Annotated in this window: 24 protein-coding genes; 12 read left to right on the forward strand and 12 right to left on the reverse strand. The window is 63.6% G+C overall.

The genetic code is table 11. The annotated features are described in order from the left end of the window. The first annotated feature begins 10 nt into the window (after positions 1-10). From hutG to AC54AF_RS04445, 5 genes are all read left to right on the forward strand, one after another. The gene (gene hutG / locus AC54AF_RS04425) at positions 11-799 is read left to right on the forward strand and encodes an N-formylglutamate deformylase (RefSeq protein ID WP_496635547.1); all 789 of its coding nucleotides are present in this window, start codon (positions 11-13) and stop codon (positions 797-799) included. After that, positions 784-2160: a formimidoylglutamate deiminase gene (locus AC54AF_RS04430; protein WP_496635548.1), complete on the forward strand. Its 1377-nt coding sequence runs from the start codon at positions 784-786 to the stop codon at positions 2158-2160. Before hutG ends, AC54AF_RS04430 begins: the two co-directional genes overlap by 16 nt. Continuing rightward, positions 2160-2735 (forward strand): HutD/Ves family protein, encoded by a 576-nt coding sequence (locus tag AC54AF_RS04435; protein ID WP_496635549.1) that lies wholly within the window; start codon positions 2160-2162, stop codon positions 2733-2735. The genes AC54AF_RS04430 and AC54AF_RS04435 overlap by 1 nt, the downstream gene beginning before the upstream one ends. A 12-nt stretch (positions 2736-2747) precedes the next feature. Beyond that, the gene (gene hutI / locus AC54AF_RS04440) at positions 2748-3974 is read left to right on the forward strand and encodes an imidazolonepropionase (protein ID WP_496635550.1); all 1227 of its coding nucleotides are present in this window, start codon (positions 2748-2750) and stop codon (positions 3972-3974) included. A gap of 81 nt (positions 3975-4055) precedes the next feature. After that, positions 4056-5498, forward strand: coding sequence for a glycine betaine ABC transporter substrate-binding protein (locus AC54AF_RS04445; RefSeq protein WP_496635551.1), 1443 nt, complete (start codon positions 4056-4058; stop codon positions 5496-5498). A 5-nt stretch (positions 5499-5503) separates the two neighbouring features. Here AC54AF_RS04445 and AC54AF_RS04450 read toward each other — a convergent pair whose 3' ends face one another. Next, a complete protein-coding gene (locus tag AC54AF_RS04450; protein WP_034746290.1) occupies positions 5504-5683 on the reverse strand; it encodes a hypothetical protein in 180 nt (59 codons plus the stop codon). 3 nt (positions 5684-5686) lie between these two features. On the opposite strand from AC54AF_RS04450, the gene AC54AF_RS04455 reads away from it, so the two are divergent. Next, entirely contained in the window at positions 5687-6046 is a 360-nt protein-coding gene (locus AC54AF_RS04455; protein WP_496635552.1) for a hypothetical protein, read from the forward strand. Between the two features lie 289 nt (positions 6047-6335). Here AC54AF_RS04455 and AC54AF_RS04460 read toward each other — a convergent pair whose 3' ends face one another. The 4 genes from AC54AF_RS04460 to AC54AF_RS04475 form a co-directional block, all read right to left on the reverse strand. Next, a complete protein-coding gene (locus AC54AF_RS04460; RefSeq protein ID WP_496635553.1) occupies positions 6336-6854 on the reverse strand; it encodes a GNAT family N-acetyltransferase in 519 nt (172 codons plus the stop codon). Then, positions 6851-7795 carry a DMT family transporter gene (locus tag AC54AF_RS04465; RefSeq protein WP_496635554.1) on the reverse strand — a complete coding sequence of 315 codons (945 nt, stop codon included), beginning with the start codon at positions 7793-7795 and terminating at the stop codon, positions 6851-6853. Before AC54AF_RS04465 ends, AC54AF_RS04460 begins: the two co-directional genes overlap by 4 nt. Positions 7796-8116: 321 nt before the next feature. Continuing rightward, complete coding sequence (locus tag AC54AF_RS04470) at positions 8117-8566, reverse strand: outer membrane lipoprotein (protein WP_034780449.1); 450 nt, start codon at positions 8564-8566, stop codon at positions 8117-8119. 153 nt (positions 8567-8719) lie between these two features. Beyond that, positions 8720-9148 carry an Mpo1-like protein gene (locus tag AC54AF_RS04475; protein ID WP_131685620.1) on the reverse strand — a complete coding sequence of 143 codons (429 nt, stop codon included), beginning with the start codon at positions 9146-9148 and terminating at the stop codon, positions 8720-8722. Between the two features lie 94 nt (positions 9149-9242). On the opposite strand from AC54AF_RS04475, the gene AC54AF_RS04480 reads away from it, so the two are divergent. Next, positions 9243-9767 (forward strand): DNA-deoxyinosine glycosylase, encoded by a 525-nt coding sequence (locus AC54AF_RS04480; RefSeq protein WP_496635555.1) that lies wholly within the window; start codon positions 9243-9245, stop codon positions 9765-9767. 6 nt (positions 9768-9773) lie between these two features. On the opposite strand, the gene AC54AF_RS04485 is transcribed toward AC54AF_RS04480, so the two are convergent. From AC54AF_RS04485 to AC54AF_RS04495, 3 genes are all read right to left on the reverse strand, one after another. After that, the gene (locus AC54AF_RS04485; protein WP_496635556.1) at positions 9774-10436 is read right to left on the reverse strand and encodes a DUF2306 domain-containing protein; all 663 of its coding nucleotides are present in this window, start codon (positions 10434-10436) and stop codon (positions 9774-9776) included. A 101-nt stretch (positions 10437-10537) separates the two neighbouring features. After that, positions 10538-11746, reverse strand: a complete 1209-nt coding sequence (locus tag AC54AF_RS04490; RefSeq protein WP_496635557.1) for a hypothetical protein — start codon at positions 11744-11746, stop codon at positions 10538-10540. A gap of 106 nt (positions 11747-11852) precedes the next feature. Next, complete coding sequence (locus AC54AF_RS04495; RefSeq protein WP_070254599.1) at positions 11853-12719, reverse strand: HDOD domain-containing protein; 867 nt, start codon at positions 12717-12719, stop codon at positions 11853-11855. Between the two features lie 272 nt (positions 12720-12991). Here AC54AF_RS04495 and AC54AF_RS04500 point away from each other — a divergent pair, with 272 nt between their 5' ends. Continuing rightward, positions 12992-13177 (forward strand): hypothetical protein, encoded by a 186-nt coding sequence (locus tag AC54AF_RS04500; protein WP_496635558.1) that lies wholly within the window; start codon positions 12992-12994, stop codon positions 13175-13177. On the opposite strand, the gene AC54AF_RS04505 is transcribed toward AC54AF_RS04500, so the two are convergent. Together AC54AF_RS04505 and AC54AF_RS04510 are read right to left on the reverse strand one after the other, a co-directional pair. Continuing rightward, on the reverse strand, positions 13174-14874 hold the full coding sequence (locus AC54AF_RS04505) for a methyl-accepting chemotaxis protein (RefSeq protein WP_496635559.1): 1701 nt from the start codon (positions 14872-14874) through the stop codon (positions 13174-13176). The genes AC54AF_RS04500 and AC54AF_RS04505 overlap by 4 nt on opposite strands. 68 nt (positions 14875-14942) lie before the next feature. Continuing rightward, positions 14943-15401: a cache domain-containing protein gene (locus tag AC54AF_RS04510; RefSeq protein WP_070301115.1), complete on the reverse strand. Its 459-nt coding sequence runs from the start codon at positions 15399-15401 to the stop codon at positions 14943-14945. Between the two features lie 247 nt (positions 15402-15648). Between AC54AF_RS04510 and AC54AF_RS04515 the strand changes: the two genes are divergently transcribed. From AC54AF_RS04515 to AC54AF_RS04530, 4 genes are read left to right on the forward strand one after another with little or no spacing between them, the layout of a single operon-like run. Next, positions 15649-17013, forward strand: coding sequence for a KamA family radical SAM protein (locus AC54AF_RS04515; protein WP_496635560.1), 1365 nt, complete (start codon positions 15649-15651; stop codon positions 17011-17013). A 2-nt stretch (positions 17014-17015) separates the two neighbouring features. Next, positions 17016-18365 (forward strand): MFS transporter, encoded by a 1350-nt coding sequence (locus AC54AF_RS04520; protein ID WP_496635561.1) that lies wholly within the window; start codon positions 17016-17018, stop codon positions 18363-18365. Next, positions 18310-19158 carry a fumarylacetoacetate hydrolase family protein gene (locus AC54AF_RS04525; protein ID WP_496635562.1) on the forward strand — a complete coding sequence of 283 codons (849 nt, stop codon included), beginning with the start codon at positions 18310-18312 and terminating at the stop codon, positions 19156-19158. The genes AC54AF_RS04520 and AC54AF_RS04525 overlap by 56 nt, the downstream gene beginning before the upstream one ends. Beyond that, a complete protein-coding gene (locus AC54AF_RS04530; protein WP_496635563.1) occupies positions 19158-19724 on the forward strand; it encodes a carboxymuconolactone decarboxylase family protein in 567 nt (188 codons plus the stop codon). Before AC54AF_RS04525 ends, AC54AF_RS04530 begins: the two co-directional genes overlap by 1 nt. Positions 19725-19781: 57 nt before the next feature. On the opposite strand, the gene AC54AF_RS04535 is transcribed toward AC54AF_RS04530, so the two are convergent. Beyond that, positions 19782-20450 (reverse strand): dienelactone hydrolase family protein, encoded by a 669-nt coding sequence (locus AC54AF_RS04535; RefSeq protein WP_131685612.1) that lies wholly within the window; start codon positions 20448-20450, stop codon positions 19782-19784. Then, complete coding sequence (mog, locus tag AC54AF_RS04540; RefSeq protein ID WP_035822340.1) at positions 20447-21076, reverse strand: molybdopterin adenylyltransferase; 630 nt, start codon at positions 21074-21076, stop codon at positions 20447-20449. The genes AC54AF_RS04535 and mog overlap by 4 nt, the downstream gene beginning before the upstream one ends. Positions 21077-21086 lie beyond the last annotated feature (10 nt).

The following is a 21086-nucleotide window of genomic DNA, read 5'->3' on the forward strand; positions in this document are numbered from 1 at the left end:
GGAGACAGGCATGGATTTCCGCTTCAACGAGGGCAGCATCCCGCTGCTCGTGTCGATGCCCCACGTGGGCACCGACATACCCGACGATATCGCCGCGCGCATGACGCCGCAGGCCTTGATCAAGGCCGACACGGACTGGCATCTGCGCGAGCTGTATGGCTTTTTGCAGGAGATGGACGCATCCGTGCTGTCGGCGCGCTGGTCGCGCTACACCATCGACCTGAACCGACCGCAGGAAGACACGAATCTGTACCCGGGCCAGGATACGACGGGCTTGCTGCCCAGCGATACCTTCCACCGCGAACCGCTGTACCTGGCCGGCCGCGAACCCGATGCGGCCGACGTGCGGCAGCGATTGCAACGCTACTGGGCGCCGTACCACCGGCAGCTGCGTGCGGAACTGGACCGCTTGCTGCGCGTGCATGGCGCCGTGGTGCTGTGGGATGCCCATTCCATCGCCTCGCGCGTGCCGCGCTTCTTTGACGGCAAGCTGCCCGACCTGAACTTCGGCACGGCCGATGGCGCCAGCTGCGACGCGGGCCTGACGTCCGCCGTGGTCGATATCGCGCGCGCGCAGGATGCATTTAGCGTGGCGCTGAACGGGCGCTTCAAGGGCGGGCATATCACGCGCCATTACGGTCAGCCGGAGGGCCGCGTGCATGCGATCCAGCTGGAGATGTGCCAGTGTCTGTACATGGACGAGGCGGCGCCGTTCGGCTACCGGCCCGACCTGGCGGCCCAGGTGCAGCCGCTGCTGCGCCAGATGATGGAAGCGGCCGTGGCATGGGTGGCGCGTTGAGCGGCTGTTTGTTCGCGCGCCACGCGCTGCTGCCGCAGGGCTGGCGCCGCGACGTGCTGCTGGAGTGGGACAAGAACGGGGATTTGACGGCGGTGGCGGACAACGCCGCGCCGCCTGCCGGCGCGGAAGTGGCCGAGTATGTCTTGCCCGGCATGGTCAACCTGCATTCGCATGCCTTCCAGCGGGCGCTGGGCGGCATGACGGAAGTCGCCGGCGACGGGCCTGACAGCTTCTGGACCTGGCGCGAGCTGATGTACCGCTTTGCGCGCCATATCACGCCGGAACAGATGGAAGCCATCGCCGCGCAGCTGTTTGCCGAATGCCTGCGCCATGGCTACACGGCTGTATGCGAATTTCATTACCTGCAGCGCGATATGGCCGGTGCGCTGTATGCGCGTCCCGCCGAAACGGCGGAACGGGTGCTGGCCGCGGCGCGCGTCAGCGGCATCGGCGTGACCATGCTGCCCGTGCTGTACAGCCATGCGGGTTTCGGCGAGCAAGCCCTCAAGCCGGAGCAGGCGCGCTTCCGCACTGATGCCCAAGATGTCTTGCGCATCGTCGAGGCGCTGGCGCCGCAGCGCGGCGGGCAAGTGGAAGTGGGCTTTGCGCCGCACTCGCTGCGCGCCGCCGGCGTGGAACAGATTCGGGAAGTAGCGCAAGCGCTACCCGCGGATCGCCCCATCCACATCCACATCGCCGAGCAGCAGGGCGAAGTGCGCCAGAGTCTCGATTACAGCGGCCGCCGCCCGGTGCAGTACCTGTACGAGCACGTCGACGTCGATGCGCGCTGGTGCCTTGTGCATGCCACGCATGTGCAGCCCGACGAGGTGGTGCTGATGGCCGCCAGCGGCGCCGTGGCGGGCCTGTGCCCGACGACGGAAGCGAACCTGGGCGACGGCCTGTTCCCGCTGGCCGAATTCATCGCCGCCGGCGGGCGTTTCGGCGTTGGCAGCGACAGCCACGTATCGCAATCGCCCGTGGAGGAGTTGCGCTGGCTTGAATATGGCCAGCGCTTGCAGCGCCAGCAGCGCAATGTGGCCGCCACGCCCGATGAACGCCATGTGGGCAACTACCTGTGGCAGGCGGCCTTGCGGGGCGGCGCGCAGGCGGCCGGGCGCAAGCTCGGTGCCCTGGCGCCGGGCTGCCGCGCCGACTTGCTGGTGCTCGACGAGACGCATGTGAACCTGTGCGGCGTGGCCATCGAGAATGTGCTGGGCAGCGTACTTTTCTGCGGCAACGACAACCTGGTGCGCGACGTGCTGTGCGGCGGCCAGTGGCAGGTGCGCGGCGGGCGCCATGTGGCGCAGGACGCCATCGCCAGCGCCTACAAGCGCACCCTGGCGCAACTGAGGGCGCTCTGATGGCGACCTTCATCCCGCAGGAATGCCTGCGCGCCGCGCCGTGGAAAAATGGCGGCGGCAGCACGATGGAGATCGCCATTGCTCCGCCCGAAGCCGGCCTGATGGACTTCGACTGGCGTATCAGCCTGGCGACGATCACGGCCAGCGGGCCGTTTTCCAGCTTTCCCGGCATCGACCGCAGCCTGATGCTGGTCGATGGCGACAGCGTGCAGCTGACGCTCGATGGCACGCGCAAGGTGACCTTGAGCGCGTCACAACCCATGCTGTGGTTTCCCGGCGAAGCGGCCGTGGAGGCGCAGGTCAAGGGGACGACGACGGATTTCAATGTGATGACGCGGCGCGACCGCTGCCGCCACCAGCTGGAAAAAATCACGGCGCCGGGCAGGCTGGCGCGGCGCAGCGCGGCGACCTTGCTGTTTGTCGTTGGCGAAGGCCACGTGCTGGCGCGCGGTGGCGAGCAGCAGTTCGCGCTGGCCCGCCATGACGCGCTGCTGCTGGACGCCGACGATGCGCAGGAATGGCGGCTCGACGCCTTGCAGCGTTCGGCCGTCTTGTGCGTCGACCTGTTTACCTAGGGAGGGAAAGCCATGCAAGACTGGGATATGGTCATCCACAACGTCCACCTGGCCACCATGGAGCATGGCTATGGCGAGCTGCTCGACGCGGCCATCGCCGTCAAGGATGGCCGCATCGCGTGGTTCGGTCCCGGCGACGAGCTGCCGGCCAGCGGCGCCGTGCTGCAAGATGGCCAGGGCTGCTGGCTGACGCCCGGCCTGATCGACTGCCATACGCACATCGTCCACGCCGGCAACCGCAGCGACGAATTCGAGGCGCGCCTGAATGGCGCCAGCTATGAAGACATCAGCCGCGCCGGCGGCGGCATCATGTCCACCGTGCGCGCCACGCGCGCGGCCAGTGACGACGAGTTGCTGCGGCAAAGCCTGCCCCGCGTGCTGGCGCTGCTGGCCGAGGGCGTGACGACCCTGGAGATCAAGTCCGGCTATGGTCTCGATGCGGACAGCGAAGCGAAGATGCTGCGCGTGGCGCGCAGGATAGGCGAACAGCTGCCCGTGTCCGTGCGCACCACCTTCCTCGGCGCGCACGCGCTGCCGCCCGAATATGCGGGACAGCCCGACACCTATATCGATCTGCTGTGCGCGCAGATGCTGCCCCGGCTGGCCAGCGAAGGCCTGGTCGACGCCGTCGACGCGTTCTGCGAGCGCATCGGTTTTACAACGGCGCAAACGCAGCGCGTGTTCGACGCGGCGACGGCGCTGGGCCTGCCCGTCAAATTGCATGCGGAGCAGCTGTCGGACCTGGGCGGGGCGGCGCTGGTGGCGCGCTACGGCGGCCTGTCGGCCGACCACCTGGAATTCCTGTCGGACGAGGGCATCGCCGCCATGGCGAAACACGGCACGGTGGCCGTGCTGCTGCCGGGCGCGTATTATTTTTTGCGCGAAGTACAGCAACCTCCTGTCTCAGATTTACGCGCGGCCGGCGTGCCGATGGCCGTGTCCACCGATTGCAACCCGGGCACCTCGCCCATGACGTCCTTGCTGCTGGCGATGAACATGGCGTGCACCCTGTGGCGCCTGACGCCGCAGGAAGCGCTGGCCGGTTGCACGATCCACGCGGCGCGCGCGCTGGGCTTGCAGGAGCAGACGGGCAGCCTGGCGGTGGGCAAGCGCGCCGATTTCGCCCTGTGGCGCATCGCGCGCCCGGCCGACCTGGCGTATGCGCTGGGCCTGAACCCGTGCGCGGGCGTGGTGCACGGCGGTGTCTGGCGCGCGCCGGTGGTAAGCTTGCCGGACTGATCACTCGTCCCGGAGCGCCGCGTGCGTGCTGTTTATTTGCCGTTTTACTTGCTGTTCTTGCTTGTCTTCGCCGCCGCGCCCATGTCCTCCCTTGCAATGGATGGCGGCACCTTGAAGGTGGGCTCGAAGCGCTTCACGGAATCGTATATTCTCGGCGAAATCCTCCAGCAGAGCGCCGCGCCGCACGTCAGGACGGAGCACCGCCAGGGTCTGGGCAACACGGCCATCGTGCTCGCTGCGCTGCAGGCGGGCAGCATCGACGTGTATGCCGAATACATGGGCACCATCGGCAGCGAAATCCTCAAGCACGACAAGGTCATCGATCTGGTGCAGATGCGGCGCGAGCTGGCGGCGCTGGGGCTGGGCGTGGCCGTGCCTTTGGGCTTTAACAATACCTATGCGCTGGCCATGCGCGGTGATGAAAAATCCATCGCCAGCCTGGGACAGCTGGCGCAGCACCCGGCTCTGAAATTTGGCCTGTCGCATGAATTCATCGGCCGTGTCGATGGCTGGCCGGGCCTGGCCGCCCGCTATGGCTTGCCGCAGCGCCCGCGCGGGCTCGATCACGGCATCGCCTATGAAGCGCTGGCGCAGCGCCAGGTTGACGTGATCGACATCTATTCGACGGACGCGAAGATACGCCAGTACGGCTTGCGCGTGCTGGCCGACACGCAGCAGTATTTTCCCCGCTACGATGCCATGCTGCTATACCGGCTCGACTTGCCGCCGCGCTTTCCCGCCGCCTGGCAAGCCTTGCAAGGGCTGCAGGGGCGCATCGGCGAGGACGACATGATCGCCATGAATGCGGCCGTGGAAATCGATGGCAAGACTTTTTCCGACGTGGCGCGCCAGTGGCTGGCCTCCGGCGCGCAGGCGAACAAACCTTCCGCCGCGCGCAGCAATCTGCTCGATAAAATCATCGGCGACGATCTGTGGACCCTGACGCGCCAGCATCTGACCCTGGTGCTGTTGTCGGTCGCCCTGGCGTGCCTGATCGGCATTCCGCTGGGCGTGCTGGCGGCGTTTTCGGCGCCGCTGCGGCAAACGGTGCTGGCTTTTGTCGGTGTGCTGCAGACGGTGCCCTCCCTGGCCTTGCTGGCGATATTGATCCCCGTGCTGGGCATGATCGGCACCGTGCCCGCGCTGGTGGCGCTATTCGTGTATGCCTTGCTGCCCATCGTGCGCAACACCTGCACGGGCATCCTGCAGGTGCCGCAAGGCTTGCGCATGGCGGCGCTGGCGCTGGGCTTGAACAAGCGCGACCGCCTGCTGCACGTCGACTTGCCGCTGGCCTTGCCCGTCATGCTGGCCGGCGTGAAAACGGCGGCAGTGATGAGCGTGGGCACGGCCACCATCGCCGCCTTCATCGGCGCGGGCGGCTATGGCGAACGCATCACCATCGGCCTGGCGCTGAATGACAACGACATGCTGCTGGCCGGCGCGATCCCCGCTGCCGTGCTGGCCCTGCTGACGCAAGGCTTGTTCGAGCTGGTGGAGCGCTGGGCCGTGGCCGGCCAGCGCTGAACGCGTCACAGCGAGTGCAGTTTGGAGCGCACCGAGACGACGGCCTGGTGCAGGATGCGTTCGGCCTGGAAGTCGTTCTCGCGCTGTTCGGCGATGGCTTGCAAGTCGCGTGTATAGCGTTCCAGGCGGGAGCGCAGGTAGGCGCGGTAGATTTTCATGACGAGCGGTTTGGCAGAGACATTCATGATGTGGCTCCCGTATGCGATTCGTTCATTGATTTGTTCATTGTGTGTGAGCGCATTGCCGCCATTTTGCGTCGCATCAAACGCCAGCACGCCATCACTTTGGCGCGTTTGATCTGCCGCAATGCCCCCCAGGCTGAAGATGCCACACTGAATCTTCCCTGCTCGCCTGGTCATCATCAGCCGTCGCAGGCCCTGATTCCCTTAAGCATACTCAAGGAGCGTCGCATGGTCATTTTTGCCGTGGTTGCTGGCTGCACCGCCTGTTTCACAGTGTACCAAATCTATAGGAATGCGCAGGGTGGCAGTGGGCTTACACAACAACATATCGGCTTGCACGGCACATTGATTGAACCACGGAAATAATCAGTATCATCCGAGCGACAGTTGGTTAGCGGATTTAAGTCAAATGTAAGGCCCGGTAAGCAAATGTAAAGGTCAGCGCGGCGACAAGTTGTAGCGTTTATATTGATAACCGTTGATTGCATTCTCCCCCTCCCACTTGACAATGGGTTCACCCCGCGGTGCCGCTAGCCCGCGGGGATTTTTTTGGGAACTTACTGCGCGGCGCGCCTTGCGGCCTGCGATGCTCGCTGCCTCGGCGGCCCCGTACTGCGTACAGTGCCGCTTCTCGGCCACCAATCGCTTCCGCTTGCTACAGTTCCAATGCGATGGTTTTTGGCGTGCCCGCCGACAATTGCGTCAAGGCATCGCCAGCGACCCGGCAGATGCGCCAGTCCGGCATCACGTCCGCGCCCATGCCCTTGTAGAAGTTGATCGCGTTTTCATTCCAGTCCAGCACCGACCATTCGAAGCGGCCGCAATCGCGTGCGACGGCCAGTTGCGCCAGCGCCACCAGCATCTGCTTGCCATAGCCTTTGCCGCGCACCGATTGCTTCACGTACAGGTCTTCCAGGTACAGGCCCTTGCGGCACAGGAAGGTGGAAAAATTATGGAAGAACAGGGCGAACGTCACTACTTCACCATTTTCCGTGCCGACCAGCGCTTCGCATGCAGGATGGGGGCCGAACAGGCTGTCGTGCAGCATGGATTGCCTGGCGATCATCATGTGTTCGAGTTTTTCAAACATGGCCAGTTCATGGATCATGCCAAAGATGGCGGCTACGTCAGATGCGGTCGCGGGACGGATGGCGAGGGAGGAAGAGGTGCTCATGTTGCCTTTGTTGGTGGAGTGGTGGAAAGGGACGCAATGCTGCTCGTCTTGCGCGCGCCCGACGTCAGGGCCCAGGCCACGCTGGACAGGCACAGCACCATGCCCACCCATTCGATGGGGGCGGGACGGTAGTGTTCGAGCTGCACCGACAGCAGCACGGAAATGACGGGCGTGACGACGCCGATATACACGGTTTTTTGCGTGCCGATGCGGGCGATTAAGGTGAAATAGGCGCTGAAGGCGATCACCGAGCCGAAGATGGCCAGATACAGCAATCCCATCCAGTAACTGGGGCGCGCGGGCAACTGCCAGGACTGGCCCGTGGCGATGGCCCAGGCGGCCACCATCAAGGTGCCCCACAGCATGGTCCAGGCCATGGTCAGCATCACGTTGCCGGAATGCTCGCGCACTTTCATGACGAGGGCATTGCCTGCCGTGCTGGACACGGTGGCCACCAGGGCCAGCATGAAACCGAGCAGAAAATGGCCATTGCCGCCTCCCAGAATATCGTGCAGCGCCGCGCCGATGGACTGGTAAAACAGCAGCACGATGCCGCAGATGGCGACAAACGCCGCGCAGCAGGTGCTCCAGGTAATCGGCGTGCCGAAAGCGATGCGGTTGAGCAATGGCGTCCAGAACACCATCAGCGCAAACAGCACGCTGACGAGGGCCGAGACCAGGTATTGCTCCGAGCTGTAGGTGCAGACATAGCTGAGCGCAAACGAGGCCAGTCCCTGCAGCAGCATCCATTTTTGCGCGCGCCAGGGCAGGCGCAAGCGGTCGCCGCGCACGGCGCACCAGGCGAACAGGGTGGCGGAGGCGAGGCCGAAGCGGTAGACCACGGAAACGGCGGGGGCGACATCGCCCAGCTGCAAGGTGATGGCCCAGAAGGTGGAGCCCCAGATCAGGCAGGCAATGATGAACAGGAGAGGAGAGGACATCGCGCAAGTATACGGGCATCGCGCGGGGATGGCGAGTCTTGGTCGAGCTTGCTCAATGTGCCGTCAGGAGACAGCCGGGCATTGAGCCAGCGCAGTGCTTCTGGAAAATGTTGAATTTATGAAAATATTTATATTAATATCAAGTAAATATTCTCTGAATTGAATTTTTGAAAAGGGACCGCCATGCCAGTCTCACTGCAGATCAAAGTATGGAGCGTGTTTGTGTATGTTGTCGTGACTGCCGTGCTTGCCGTCTGGCTGCACCCTTCCGCCTTGCTCGCTGCCGGCGCATTCGGCTGAGCGCATGCGCCGGCAAGCAGATTAATGCGTGACGCGGGTCTTGCGGCCATCGGACAGCAGGCGCACGCGCTCGCCCGGACGGAACAGTTCGTCCGCGTCTTGCACGATGGCGCGCATGTCGCCATTGTCCAGGCGCACGGTGATTTCCAGGCCGGGTTTGTTGGACGCGTTCGCTTCGATGCTTTTGCCCGCCATGCCGCCGGCAACGGCGCCCAGGATGCTGGCCGCGATAGCGCCCTTGCCGCCACCGACTGTCGAGCCAGCCACGCCGCCCAGCGCCGCGCCAGCCAGCACGCCCGTGCCCGTCTCACCCTTGTCGATGGTTACCTGGCGCACGGATTCAACCGTGCCCATGCGAACCGATTGTTCATTCTGCGCCTGACGCGCGTTGTACACATTCGCCGAGTTCGGTTGTACGGCGCAGCCGGCCAGGGTGGCGAGCAATGCCACTGCAATGATTGGTGCTTTCATGTGGGACTCCCTTGGACAAAAGTTAGTTGCCGATTGCGTCGACCGGCTGATGATGACTTATCATAAGGACACTTGCTGCAAATAACTACTTGCGAATAGTAAAAATCTGTTACCGGCCCAGCGTGACCACATGACCACATGACCATTTTTCGCTCAATACGCCAGCCGCAGGCGCCGGTACAAGAATCCCAGCACGAACAGCGGCCCCACCAGTAAAAAGCGCAAGTCGTCCAGAAACGACGGTTTCTTGCCTTCGATCTGGTGGCCGATGAACTGGCCTATCCAGGCCAGCACGAACAGCGCCAGCGACACGGGCAGGATGGTCAGCGGGGGCATCATCAGCAGCAGGCCCAGCATGGCGGCCAGCATGACCAGCATCCCCGCCGCGAACGGGCGCGACAGCTTGAAATAATAGTATAAAGCCAGAATACCGCCGAGCAGCGCCACGCTGGGATGCACGCTCCACAGCAGCCCCAGCAGACTGAAAACGATCAGCGGCACGCACACGATGTGCACCCATTCATTGACGTGGTTGCGGTGGCTGTCGCCATACTGGGCCAGCAGGGTGTCGATGGTGCGCATGGGCGGTCTCTTGTGGGGGAAGGTTGTCCGGGAATTCTACACCGTCGCGTGGCCGGGTAAAATGCTCGTTCATTTCCCTTTCCGGACGCCGCATTTGAATAGCCCAGCCCTTTTGCCAGAAGCTGCCGCCGACCCGCGCAAGCGCTGTTTCGATCCCGTCGTCGATGCCAACACCCGCCTGTTGATACTGGGCAGCCTGCCCGGCGAAAAATCGCTGGCGCACAGCCAGTATTATGCGCATCCGCAAAACAAGTTCTGGAGGCTGCTGGGCGAAGTGCTGGACGTGGACCTGACCAGCCTGCCCTATGAGACGCGCTTGCGCACCTTGCTGGCGCGGGGCGTGGGCCTGTGGGACGTGGTGGCGCAGGCGCAGCGCACGGGCAGCCTGGATAGCAATATCCGCGCCCGCGACGATAACGACCTGGTAGCCCTGGCCGCCAGCCTGCCGCAGCTGCAGACGATCGCCTTCAACGGCGGCACGGCAGCGAAGCTGGGCGTCAAGGTGCTGGGCGAACACGCGCAGCGCTACCGCATCGTCAGCTTGCCGTCGAGCAGCCCGGCCTACACCTTGGCGTATGCGCAGAAATTGCAGGCGTGGCTGTCTTTGCGTAGCGGATGAGTGGTGTCAGGCGGCGATCCGGTGTACGGGGCGGCGCGCCTGTTCCTGCTGGTACTGGCGCCGCCAGAACCAGGCGATGCAGATCAAGCCCAGCACGGATGGCGCCAGTTGCGTCCAGGGTTGGCCCATGCGCAGCAGGTTACCCGCGGCGGCCGAGAGCATGGCGAACAGCGAGGCGAGCAGCTTGTAGATGTGTTCATAGCGCCACAACACGCCATGCCAGCGGCGGGGAAAGGCCCAGCGCGCCCCGTCGTAGACGACGATGGTGGCCAGGCCGCCCAGCGATGACAGCACGACGATGGCTTGCTGTCCGGACGCATCGTGCTGCAGGCGCAACAGGATCAGCCCGCCCGCCACCAGTGCTGCTGCCGTCATCGCGCCATCGACGGCTTGCGGACCGCTATCACGCGTGTAGACGGCGCGCCAGCCGCTCAGCAACTGGTACAGCACCAGCACGGTCAGCACGGCAAAGACGGGGCGATAGTCAAACAGCAGATTGCCGATGGCAGCCGTGGCGCAGACCAGCAAGGTCAGCCACGCGAACAGCCTGCCGCGGCGGCGGTGCTGCGGCGTGCCCTTGGCGCTGGCCACCAGGAATAGCCCCAGGCCGATGGCGGCGCTGCCGGCCAGCACATGGGTGGCAATATTGATCAGTTGCGGCTGGGGCATGCGCATCTCCGGAAGGTGCGACAGGCTGGTCGCACGCTAACGGGAGATGGTATCTTGAGAACTGCGGCTTGTCGAGGTGACAGGCGGCGAGGGGAGGAGGCTTACGCCGGCGCGTACGGCTGCGCTTCCAGCGGCTGTCCCTTGGCGTCGAATTTCAGTGCCACGGACAAGCTGGTAACGCCGATGGTGGCCAGCGCATCGCAGATGTCGTCGACTTCGTCCTGCAGGTCGGCGGCCAGGTCCAGCGGCTTGTCGGCGCTGTGCAGCAGCTCGCCGCCCGCCGTGCTGACGTTGACGCGTAGCAGCATTTCGCCGTGTTCATCGGCCGGGCCGACGACCACCGAGACATCCCCAGGCTCCACGTTGTTTTCCGCCAGCGCGTGGTTGATACCCGACATCATCTGCAGCATTGCATACTCGCTCATGCCTTGTTCCTTGCCACCGTGGAACAGATCCTGGTAGAGGAAGCTCACTTCCAGGGCGCTGCCGGCGGGCGCCAGGCAGCGTTTTACCAGATCGCCCACTTGCGTCGTCCACTGCTGATAGCGGGCCATGCGCGCGTCGAACCAGGCGTCGAGCGCCGCTTCGTCCTTAGGTTCCGCATAGAACGGGTCATCCACGCGTTTCAAGGCAAAGCCCAGCAGGAAGCGCAGTTCGACGGCCGTGTCTTGCGGGCCGAAGGCTGTCTCGCTCCAGCCAACGATGCTGCTTTCCAGGCCCGGCGTGGCGACGATTTTCTTGTCTGTCATCGAAGAGTACGCATCGCGCACCATCTCGTGCAGGTGGCTGTACGTGATGCGGTCGATTTCATCGAGGTCGTAGGCGTGGCTCATCAAGACCACCTTGGCCTTGGCGCTTTCCAGTTCTGCCTGCTGAAAACTGTTCACCAGCGCTTCGAATGCGTCCTGGTCCTGGAAGCTGTCCGCTTCCTTCAGGCCGCCCGTGCTTTGCACCAGCAGGGGCACGACGAAGGCGTTGATTTCCATGGCCGGCGCATTTTCGCGGCGGATCACGGAAATCGAGGCCGCTTCCTCGATATGGCTGCGCAAATACTGGTAGGCGCCCACGTCTTCGTACTTGGCGCGCTCGACGGCGTCGTACAGGATTTCATCCTTCTTTTGATTCAAGGCCTTGCGGATCAGGCGGCCGAACTCGACGGCTTGCTCGGCCAGCACCGTGCCCTGCGATTCGCTGTCTTCCTGCTCAGCCAGGTTCAGGGCCATCGTGCACAGCATGCGCGTGACGGCTTCATCCTTGTCTTCAGGCGTGTTGGCGGATTTACGGGGAACAGGGCGCTTATTTTTGGGCATGGCGATCAACAGGTTAAGAAAGACGGGTCAGGCAAACGGAAACAGGCGCCATGGCTTGGCCAGGCGCCGGGACAGATCATACAGGCGGACGCTGCCGCCTGATACCTCAATGGTCGGTATCGAACATCTCGTGCAATTCGTCGAGCAGGTCGGCGGCTTCTTCCTGCGACAGGCCAAGATGCTGGCAAGCAAGCTCGCCGCCCTTGTCCCACTCCAGCGACGTACTGTTGCCATGGTAGCGCTGAATGCCCTTTTCGGCCAGCAGCGACAGGGCGACGAGCGAACGGATGGCATCATCCGTGGATGGGTCGGCCAGCACCGTGTAGTCGTGGTGGTGCAAGATCGCCCAGGACACATCGGAGGACAGGCCCCAGTTACGCGCCAGCAAGCAGCCGATGGCCGCGTGGTTGGTCTGGTGGCGCGCGTCTTCCAGGGTCGTGAAACAATTGTGCGCATCGTTGGCCGCCGCCGCATACGTGTTGACGTAGTCGGGAAAGCGGTTCATCAGCAAGGGCACGCCGATGTCGCAAAACAGGCCGAAGGTGTGGGCGATGTCGGGCGGGGCGATGCGCAGCTTGCGCGAAGTGAATACCAGGGCGCGCGCGCGCTTGGCCGACACATCCCAGAAGTTGGTCAGCTCCACGCCTTCCGCTTCCAGCGCCTGGCGTGCCAGCAAGCCCGTCATCATGGCGCTGCACTGGTTGATGCCGAGAAAGTTGATGCCTTGCTCGACGGACTTGGCCTTGCGCGCGGCGCCATAGAACGGCGAATTAGCCAATTTCAGCAGGGCGCCGGACATGCCGACGTCGTCGGCGATGATGCGCGCGATGCGCCGCGGCGACGGGTCTTGTTCAGCCAGTTCGCGCTGCAGGTCGACCAGCAGGCTGGGACGTGGCGGGATGCGGATGGAACGCATCAGGGCATCAACCGGATCTTCCTGCACTACCTGCTTTTGCGCTGCCGCTCTCATCATCACGCTTTCATCATCATTTTTGTGCCCGGTGGTTATCTGTCGCGCGCTGCCGCTGCCCGCCTCATGGGCGTCTGGCGCAGTGCCCGACGATTATCGCTGTTTATGCATGGCAATAGTTCATATCTACAATATATTCTCGCAAAAATCCCTGTTTTGGCCTGGTCCAGCCGCCATTTTCGTCATTTTACGATGCGGCTTGGCTTGGGGTTGGTGATAAAAAGAGCAAGTTTTATTTGTTTTCAAGGCGGGGCAAGGTGCGCCAGGCGCCCGGTGTGAGCCATCTGCAGAACCGGCTGGCGCTCGATGCGCCACCGTTCATCCTGCTGGGGCGTGAGGAAGAGGTGAGGGTGCAGGCGGGCTCGCGCATCGGCATTTCCAGGGCGATGGACACGCCGTGGCGTTGCGTGCTGGCCAACTCGCCCTATCTGAGCAAGCCGATGCGCGCGCCTGTCATCTAGCTGTGCCGGCGCTGTGGCGCATCCTTGGCGCCACGCAGGCCCGGCATGCTGCGTAGCGGGCTGTGCAGCGCGCGCCGGTCCGTTCCCTTGGCGGGGCCGGCCGGATGCTGGAATGTCTCGTCTTCGACATGGCCTGCCGGCGCGGCGGTGCGCTCGTCCAGGGTGAACACGGCCACGGCCGCCGACAATTTGACGGCCTGGTCCTGCAAACTGGCCGCCGCTGCCGCCGCCTGCTCCACCAGGGCCGCATTTTGCTGAGTAACGTCATCCATTTGCGTGACGGCCTGATTCACTTCCGTGATGCCCGACGCCTGCTCCGCGCTGGCCTGTTTCACGCGCTGGATGATCTCGTTGACTTGCTGCACCGAGGCGACAATCGCGCCCATGCTGTCGCCCGCTTGCTGCACGGCGGCGCTGCCGCCATCGATGGTGGCGACGGAGGTGGCGATCAGGGTCTTGATTTCCTTGGCAGCCTGGGCCGAGCGCTGCGCCAGGGTGCGCACTTCGGACGCCACCACGGCAAAGCCACGCCCTTGCTCCCCCGCGCGCGCCGCTTCCACCGCCGCATTCAGCGCGAGGATATTGGTCTGGAAGGAAATACCATCGATCACGCCGATAATATCCACGATCTGGCGCGAATTGGCGCGAATTGTCGCCATCGTCGTCACCGCTTGCTGCATCGACACGCCCCCTTGCACGGCCAGGGTGGAGGCTTGCCCCGCCAGCTCGCAGGCCAGCTGGGCGTTGTCGGCATTGTCATTGACGGCTAGCGTCAGCGCTTCCATGGCGCTCGACGTTTCTTCCAGCGAACTGGCTTGCATTTCCGTGCGCGCCGACAGGTCCAGATTGCCGGTGGCTATTTCGTGCGAGGCCGTGTCGATCGATTGCACGGCGCCCATGATGGTGCGCAAGGTCTGGTTCAGGTGGGCGATGGTCTGGTCCAGCACGCGCGAGGTGGCGGCGATTTCGTCATTGCCCTGCTTGGGCGCGCCGGCCAGCAGCTTGCCCGCCGCCAGGTCTTGCACGGCATCGGCAATGCCGCGGATTTCCACCAGCATGGCGCGCCGCACCAGCATGGTCACCACGATGGAGACGAGGATCGATAGCGCCACTGTCAGCAACAGGCTCCAGCCCAGGCGGCGAAACTCGGCGCTGGCCGTCGCATGGGCCTGGCTGCTGAGCGTCGTTTCCAGCGCGGACAGTTGCGCCAGCTGGGTATTGAACTGGCCGAATTGCGTTTCCGCCTTGAGCATGGAATTGGTGGCGATCGACTGGTCCATCTGCGCCATTTCCATGGTTTCCAGCACTGCACTGCGATAGCCGGCCAGTGCAGTAATGGCCGCATCGACGAGGGTGCGCTCGGCGCCCGTGGCCGTGGAACGCAGCGTGGCCAGCTGGCTGCCGATGGCCGCGTGGCGCGCCTTGATCTGTTGTTCGAGGGCATCGAGGCGGGCCTTGGCGAAGCTGCCATTCGTCCACGACAGCAACTGGTACATATTGCCGTGCACATGCCTGGCCTCGCCCAGTACGTCGGCGGCCGCCTTCAGATGCGCAATGCGCACCCGCACCATGTTTTCCAGCGAGGCATTTTGCCGCACCATGCCATACCAGGCGCCGGTCGAGCTGAGTATCAGCAGCAGCAAGACCAGGGCGGGCGCCAGCAATAATTTTGGTCCGATGCGTAATCGATTGAGCATGCTTGACTCCTGGCTATGGCTATTCCAACCGCAGGCGGCGCGCGGCGTTCGTGCGCGCCGCCCTTGCCCTATTTCTTGTAGATCCCCGCTTCCAGCACCACGTCGTTGACGCGCAGGATGTACGTGGTCTTCGGCTCGATCTTGCCGCTGACGGGATTCTTGTATTGATAGTCGACCCAGCCCTTGCCCTGCTTTTGCGCTAATTCAATGATTTCACGGCGATATTTCTTGCCATTCGCATCGGGCACATCCGTCAAATCCTTGCCCACGATGGAAGGATTGATGGGGTGGGCCAGCACGATGCCCGTCTTGATGTCGCGCATGTCCACATACAGCGAGCCCTGCACGAAGTCCGGGTCTTTCGCCGTAATTTTCTTCATCATTTCTTCTTTGCCATGCGCCTTCATGAAGGCGGCGCCCCGTTCGGCCATGGCGATGGCGTCTTTTTCCGTCGGTTCGACGGCGGCACTGACGCTGCCGCCGGCAAATGCCAGGCACAGCAGACTACCCGTGAATAAGCGTTTCATGAAAGCTCCTTGAGATATCGAGGGATGTGTTGCCAAGTCGTAATTTACGTCGCCGGGGGCCGTCTCAAATTGCGATGGAACAAACTAAAGTGTTGCCTGTAGGCAGCGTGCAACGTATCGACCGCTTGTTGATATCTAGCAATTTGGTTCCGAAAGGCAAGAACTATGATGACTTTCACAGCATGAGTTGGCCGTTATGGGGCTGGTTTCATGGAAGTTATCGCTATTTATTGGCAAGGAGCCGATCGTGTCCGCATTCATTACCGAGCCGTTTTCACCCAAGTTCAAGCCGTATACGCGGCAAACCATTCAACAGGCGCGGCAGTGGGAATGGCTGCCGGACGAGCAGCGCGAGGCCGTGCAAGTGGTCTCGCACGTCTTGCCGTTTCGCACCAATGCCTATGTGCTCGATCAGCTGATCGACTGGAACAACATCCCGGACGATCCCATCTACCGCCTCGTCTTTCCCCACCGCGACATGCTACCGCCCGAGCAGTACGCGCACTTGCGCGATCTCGTGCTGGTGCAGCGTGACAAGGCCGCCATCGACGCCTATGTGCATGGCTTGCGGCTGGGCATGAATCCCCATCCGGCTGGCCAGATGACGCACAACGTGCCCCAGGTCAACGACGCACCCGTGCGCGGCCTGCAGCATAAATATGCGCAGACGGTGCTGTTTTTCCCCAGCGCGGGCCAGACGTGCCACGCGTATTGCACCTTCTGCTTCCGCTGGCCCCAGTTCGTCGGCATGGACGACATGAAGTTCGATGCGCACGAGTCGCATGAGCTGGCCGCCTACCTGAAACTGCATCCGGAAGTGACGGACGTGCTGATCACGGGCGGCGACCCGATGATCATGAATACGCGGCAACTGGCCGGCTACCTGGAGCCGCTGCTGGCGCCGGGCCTGGAACATATTCAGAACATTCGCATCGGCACCAAGGCGGTGGCGTATTGGCCGCAGCGCTTCGTCTCCGACCGCGATGCGGATGACTTGCTGCGCCTGTTCGAGCGCGTCGTCAAGGCGGGCAAGAACCTGGCCGTGATGGGCCATTACAGCCATGCCGTCGAGTTGCGCCAGGACATCGCCCAGCAAGCCGTGAAACGCATCGTCTCCACGGGCGCCACCTTGCGCATACAGGGGCCGCTGATTCGCCATATCAACGAAGATCCGGCAAGCTGGGCGGAACTGTGGCAGACGGGCACGCGGCTGGGAGCGATTCCGTACTACATGTTCGTCGAACGGGACACGGGGCCGCGCGGCTATTTCGAACTGCCCCTGGCGAAGGCGCACGCGATTTTCCAGGCTGCCTACCAGATGGTGTCGGGCCTGTCGCGCACGGTGCGCGGACCCTCCATGAGCGCCTTTCCCGGCAAGATCGTCATCGACGGCATCGTCACCATCAATGGCGAAAAACTGTTTGCCCTGCAATTTTTGCAGGCGCGCAACCCGGACTGGGTGCGCCGGCCGTTTTATGCGACATTTGATGCGGAAGCGACGTGGATGGACGATTTGAAGCCGGCCTTTGGCCACGAGAAGTTTTTCTTTGAAACGGATGAGCCTGTGCCGCACGTGCCGCACAAAATCATCCGCCTGGCACAGGCCGCCTGAGCATGCCCGCCGCCGGTGCGCCTGCCCGTTCCGGCGTGGCCGTATTTTGCCTGGTGTTCCTGCCGTTCGCGCTCGGGCATTACCTGTCGTGCCTGCTGCGCGGCGTGAATGCCGTGCTGACGGCGGAACTGCTGGGCGCCATCGCCCTGACGCCAGCCCAGCTGGGCCTGCTGACCAGCGCCTTTTTTCTCGCCTTTGCGCTGGTGCAACTGCCGGTCGGCATGGCGCTCGACCGCTACGGCCCCCGCACGGTGCAACTGTGGCTGCTGGCGCTGGCGGCCCTGGGCGTGTGGCTGTTCAGCCGGGGCCACGGCTTTGCCGAGCTGATGTGGGCGCGCGCCTTGATGGGGGCGGGGCTGGGCGGTTGCTTCATGGCTGCCGTGAAAGCGATCTCGTGCGCCATCGCGCCATCGCGCCTGCCGTCCGTGCATGGCTACCTGATCGCCGTGGGCGGCCTGGGCGCGGCCACGGCCACCATGCCCGTCAAGCTGGCCCTGCACTACACGGACTGGCGCGGCGTCTTCCTGGGCCTGGCGCTGGCGGCGCTGGCCATCGGCTTGCTGATCCGCCTGCTGTCGCCGGCCCTGCCCGCGTCCACCGCCGCCGCCCGCACGGTGAGCAAGGTCAGCGTCTGGAGCGTGTATCGCGATCCCGGTTTTCGCCGCACCATCGCGCTGATCCTGCTGCCGCACACGGTGTTCTTTGGCGTGCAGGGCTTGTGGGTGGGGCGCTGGCTGGCCGACGTGGGCGGCTTGTCCGACGACAATGTCGCGTATCTGTTGTACCTGGGCATGGCGGCCGTCATCTTTGGCGCCATCGGCATGGGCATGCTGACGGAATGGGCCGGGCGGCGTGGTATTGCACCCATGCAAGTGGCGGGCGCCGGCATCGTCCTGTTTGTTGCCGTGCAAGTGGCAATGGCATGCAATGTGGTGCCCAGCCTGCCTTTGCTGTCCGTGCTGTTTACACTGCTGGGCACGGTGACGGGGCTCGAGTATGCGATCGTCGCGCAAAGCATGCCTGCCGGCTTGACGGGCCGGGCGGCCACTTGCCTCAATTTGCTCATTTTCACGGGCGCCTTCCTCGTGCAGGCGGGCTTTGGCCTGATCCTCGGCTGCTGGCCCCTGAACGGCCTGCAGCAGTATCCGCCGCAGGCGTACCAGGCGGCGTTTGGCGTGCTGGCGGCCTTGCAACTGCCGGGACTTGCGATGTTTTTCATTCGCCGCTACAGGCGTGCCGCGCCATCCGGTAAAATGGCGGCCGGCTCAGCGGCAATGATCAACTCCAAGGAAGACTATGAAACTCGTTCGTTATGGACGTCCAGGCAAGGAAAAACCGGGCCTGATCGATGAAGAAGGCAAACTGCGCGACCTGTCCGGCGTGATCGCCGATATTGACGGCGCACAACTGTCCGACAAGGCCCTGCGCAAGCTGGCCAAGCTCGACGAAAAGACCTTGCCCCTGGTGCGCGGCAATCCACGCTTCGGCGTGCCGCTGGCGAAAGTCGGCAAGTTCATCGGCATCGGCCTCAATTACGCGGATCACGCAGCCGAGTCCGGCATGCCGATTCCGGCCGAACCCATCGTCTTCATGAAGGCCATCACTTGCCTGAATGGCCCGGACGACAATGTCGTGTTGCCCAAAGGTTCCAAGAAGACAGACTGGGAAGTGGAGCTGGGCGTGGTCATCGGCACGCGCGCGCAATACGTGAGCGAAGAGGATGCCCTGAAATACGTGGCCGGTTACTGCGTCGTCAATGATATCTCCGAGCGCTCGTTCCAGCTGGAGCGGGGCGGCCAGTGGGACAAGGGCAAGGGCTGCGACACCTTCGGTCCCGTCGGCCCGTGGCTGGTGACGCGCGATGAAGTCATCGACGAGCAGGACCTGGACCTGTATCTGGAAGTCAATGGCAAGCGCATGCAGACGGGCAATACGCAAACCATGATTTTTACTGTCGCGCAGATCATCAGCTACCTGTCGCAATTCATGACCCTGGAACCGGGCGACATCATCGCCACGGGCACGCCGCCGGGCGTGGGTCAGGGCCGCAAGCCGCAGCGTTTCCTCAAAAAAGGCGACAGCATACGCCTGGGCATCCCCGGCCTGGGCGAGCAGCAGCAGGACGTGGTCGCCTGGACGGCCTGATGGCCGGTAGCGATATCGACCGTTTGCCGCCGCTGCCTCTGGCGCAGCTCGACGCGCAGCAGCGGGCGGCCGCGCAAGCCATCATCGACGGTCCGCGCGGGGCGTTGTACGGCCCCTTCGTGCCGCTGATCCGCAGCCCCGAGCTGATGGAAACGGCGCAGCGCATGGGCGAATATTTGCGCTACCGCAGCGCCATCGGCACGCGCCTGTCGGAACTGGTGATTCTGGTGACGGCGCGCCAGTGGGATCAGCAAGTCGAGTGGGCCATCCACGCGCCGCTGGCCGTGCAGAACGGCATCGCGCAAGCGGCCGTGGACGCCATCGCGGCGCGGCAGGTGCCGCTTGTCCTGAAAGACGATGAGCAAGCCGTGCACGACTTTTGCATCGAGCTGCAGCAGAACAAGCGCGTCAGCGACGCCACGTATGCGCGCGCGCTGGCGCTGTTCGGCGAGCATGGCGTGGTCGACTTGATGGGCATCAATGGCTACTACACTTTCCTGGCCATGGTGATGAATGGCGCGCAGACGGCGGTGCCGGCGTTGGGCGTGCCACCGCTGCCAGCCTGAGCATGTGTCAGGCGTAGCTGGATGGACAGGCGCGGCGCACACGGCGCCTGTTTTACTTTAAGCCAATACTTTCTTCAGCCACGCGCCGATGGCGTCGATCTCTTCCTGGCACAGCGAATGCTGCATCCTGTATTCGTGCCATTCCACCTTGTAACCCATGCCGGTGAGCAAGTCGCGCGACTGTTGTGCACGGGCGATCGGCACCACGGGGTCGGCCGTGCCGTGCGCCATGAAGATCGGCGCCTGCAGGCTGGCCGGCGTGCGCTCAAGAGCAATCTTGTCGGCCAGCGGCAGATAGCCGGACAGGCACATCAGGCCGGCCAGCGGTTCAGCGTGGCGCAAGCCCGTTTGCAATGTCATGGCGCAGCCTTGCGAGAAGCCGGCCAGGATGATGCGGCTGGCGGGAATGCCGCGCGCCTTTTCGCGCGCGATCAGCGCCTCGACCTGCGCCTGCGAGGCGCGCAAGCCGTTCTCGTCTTCGCGGCGCACGAGGTCGTTCTCGCGGATGTCGTACCAGGCGCGCATCACATAACCGTTGTTGATGGTGACGGGCATGGTGCCGGCGCTGGGGAAGATGAAACGGATGGCGGGACAGCCGCGCAGGTCGAGCTCCTTGACCAGGGGTACGAAGTCGTTGCCGTCGGCGCCCAGGCCGTGCATCCAGATGATGGAGACGGTGGGATTCGGTGCGCTGTCGAGTTCTATGGTTTCCAGCAAGGTGCTCATGTATTTTCCTCAGGTAAAGGTTGCGCCGGACGCAGCGCCGATTTGGGACGAAAGGCCTTGCAGATGGCCGGGTCGGTTTCCATGTAGGGACCACCGATGAGGTCGATGCAATACGGCACGGCGGCAAAGATGCCGTTGACCAGTTGCACGCCGTCGGCATCCTTCAAGCCTTCCAGGGTTTCCTTGATGGCTTTCGGCTGGCCGGGCAAGTTCATGATCAGGGCGGCGCGCTCGGGCGTCTCGCGGATCACGGCCACCTGGCGCGACAAAATCGCCGTCGGCACGAATTGCAGGCTGATCTGGCGCATCTGTTCGCCGAAGCCGGGCATTTCCTTGGTCCCGACGGACAAGGTCGCGTCCGGCGTCACATCGCGCCGCGCCGGGCCCGTGCCACCCGTCGTCAGGATCAGATGGCAGTGGCTCAGGTCGACCATGTCGATCAGGGTGTTTTCAATCTGCGAGCGCTCGTCCGGGATCAGCCGCTTTTCCAGGCGGAAAGGCGTGCGGATGGCGGCGGACAACCAGCTTTCCAGGGCCGGGATGCCCAGGTCTTCATACACGCCGCCGCTGGCGCGGTCCGAGATCGACACGAGGCCGATAATCAATTCGTCTTCTATCGTGGTCATGGGGCACCTG

Source organism: Janthinobacterium sp. JF4 (assembly GCF_059617925.1).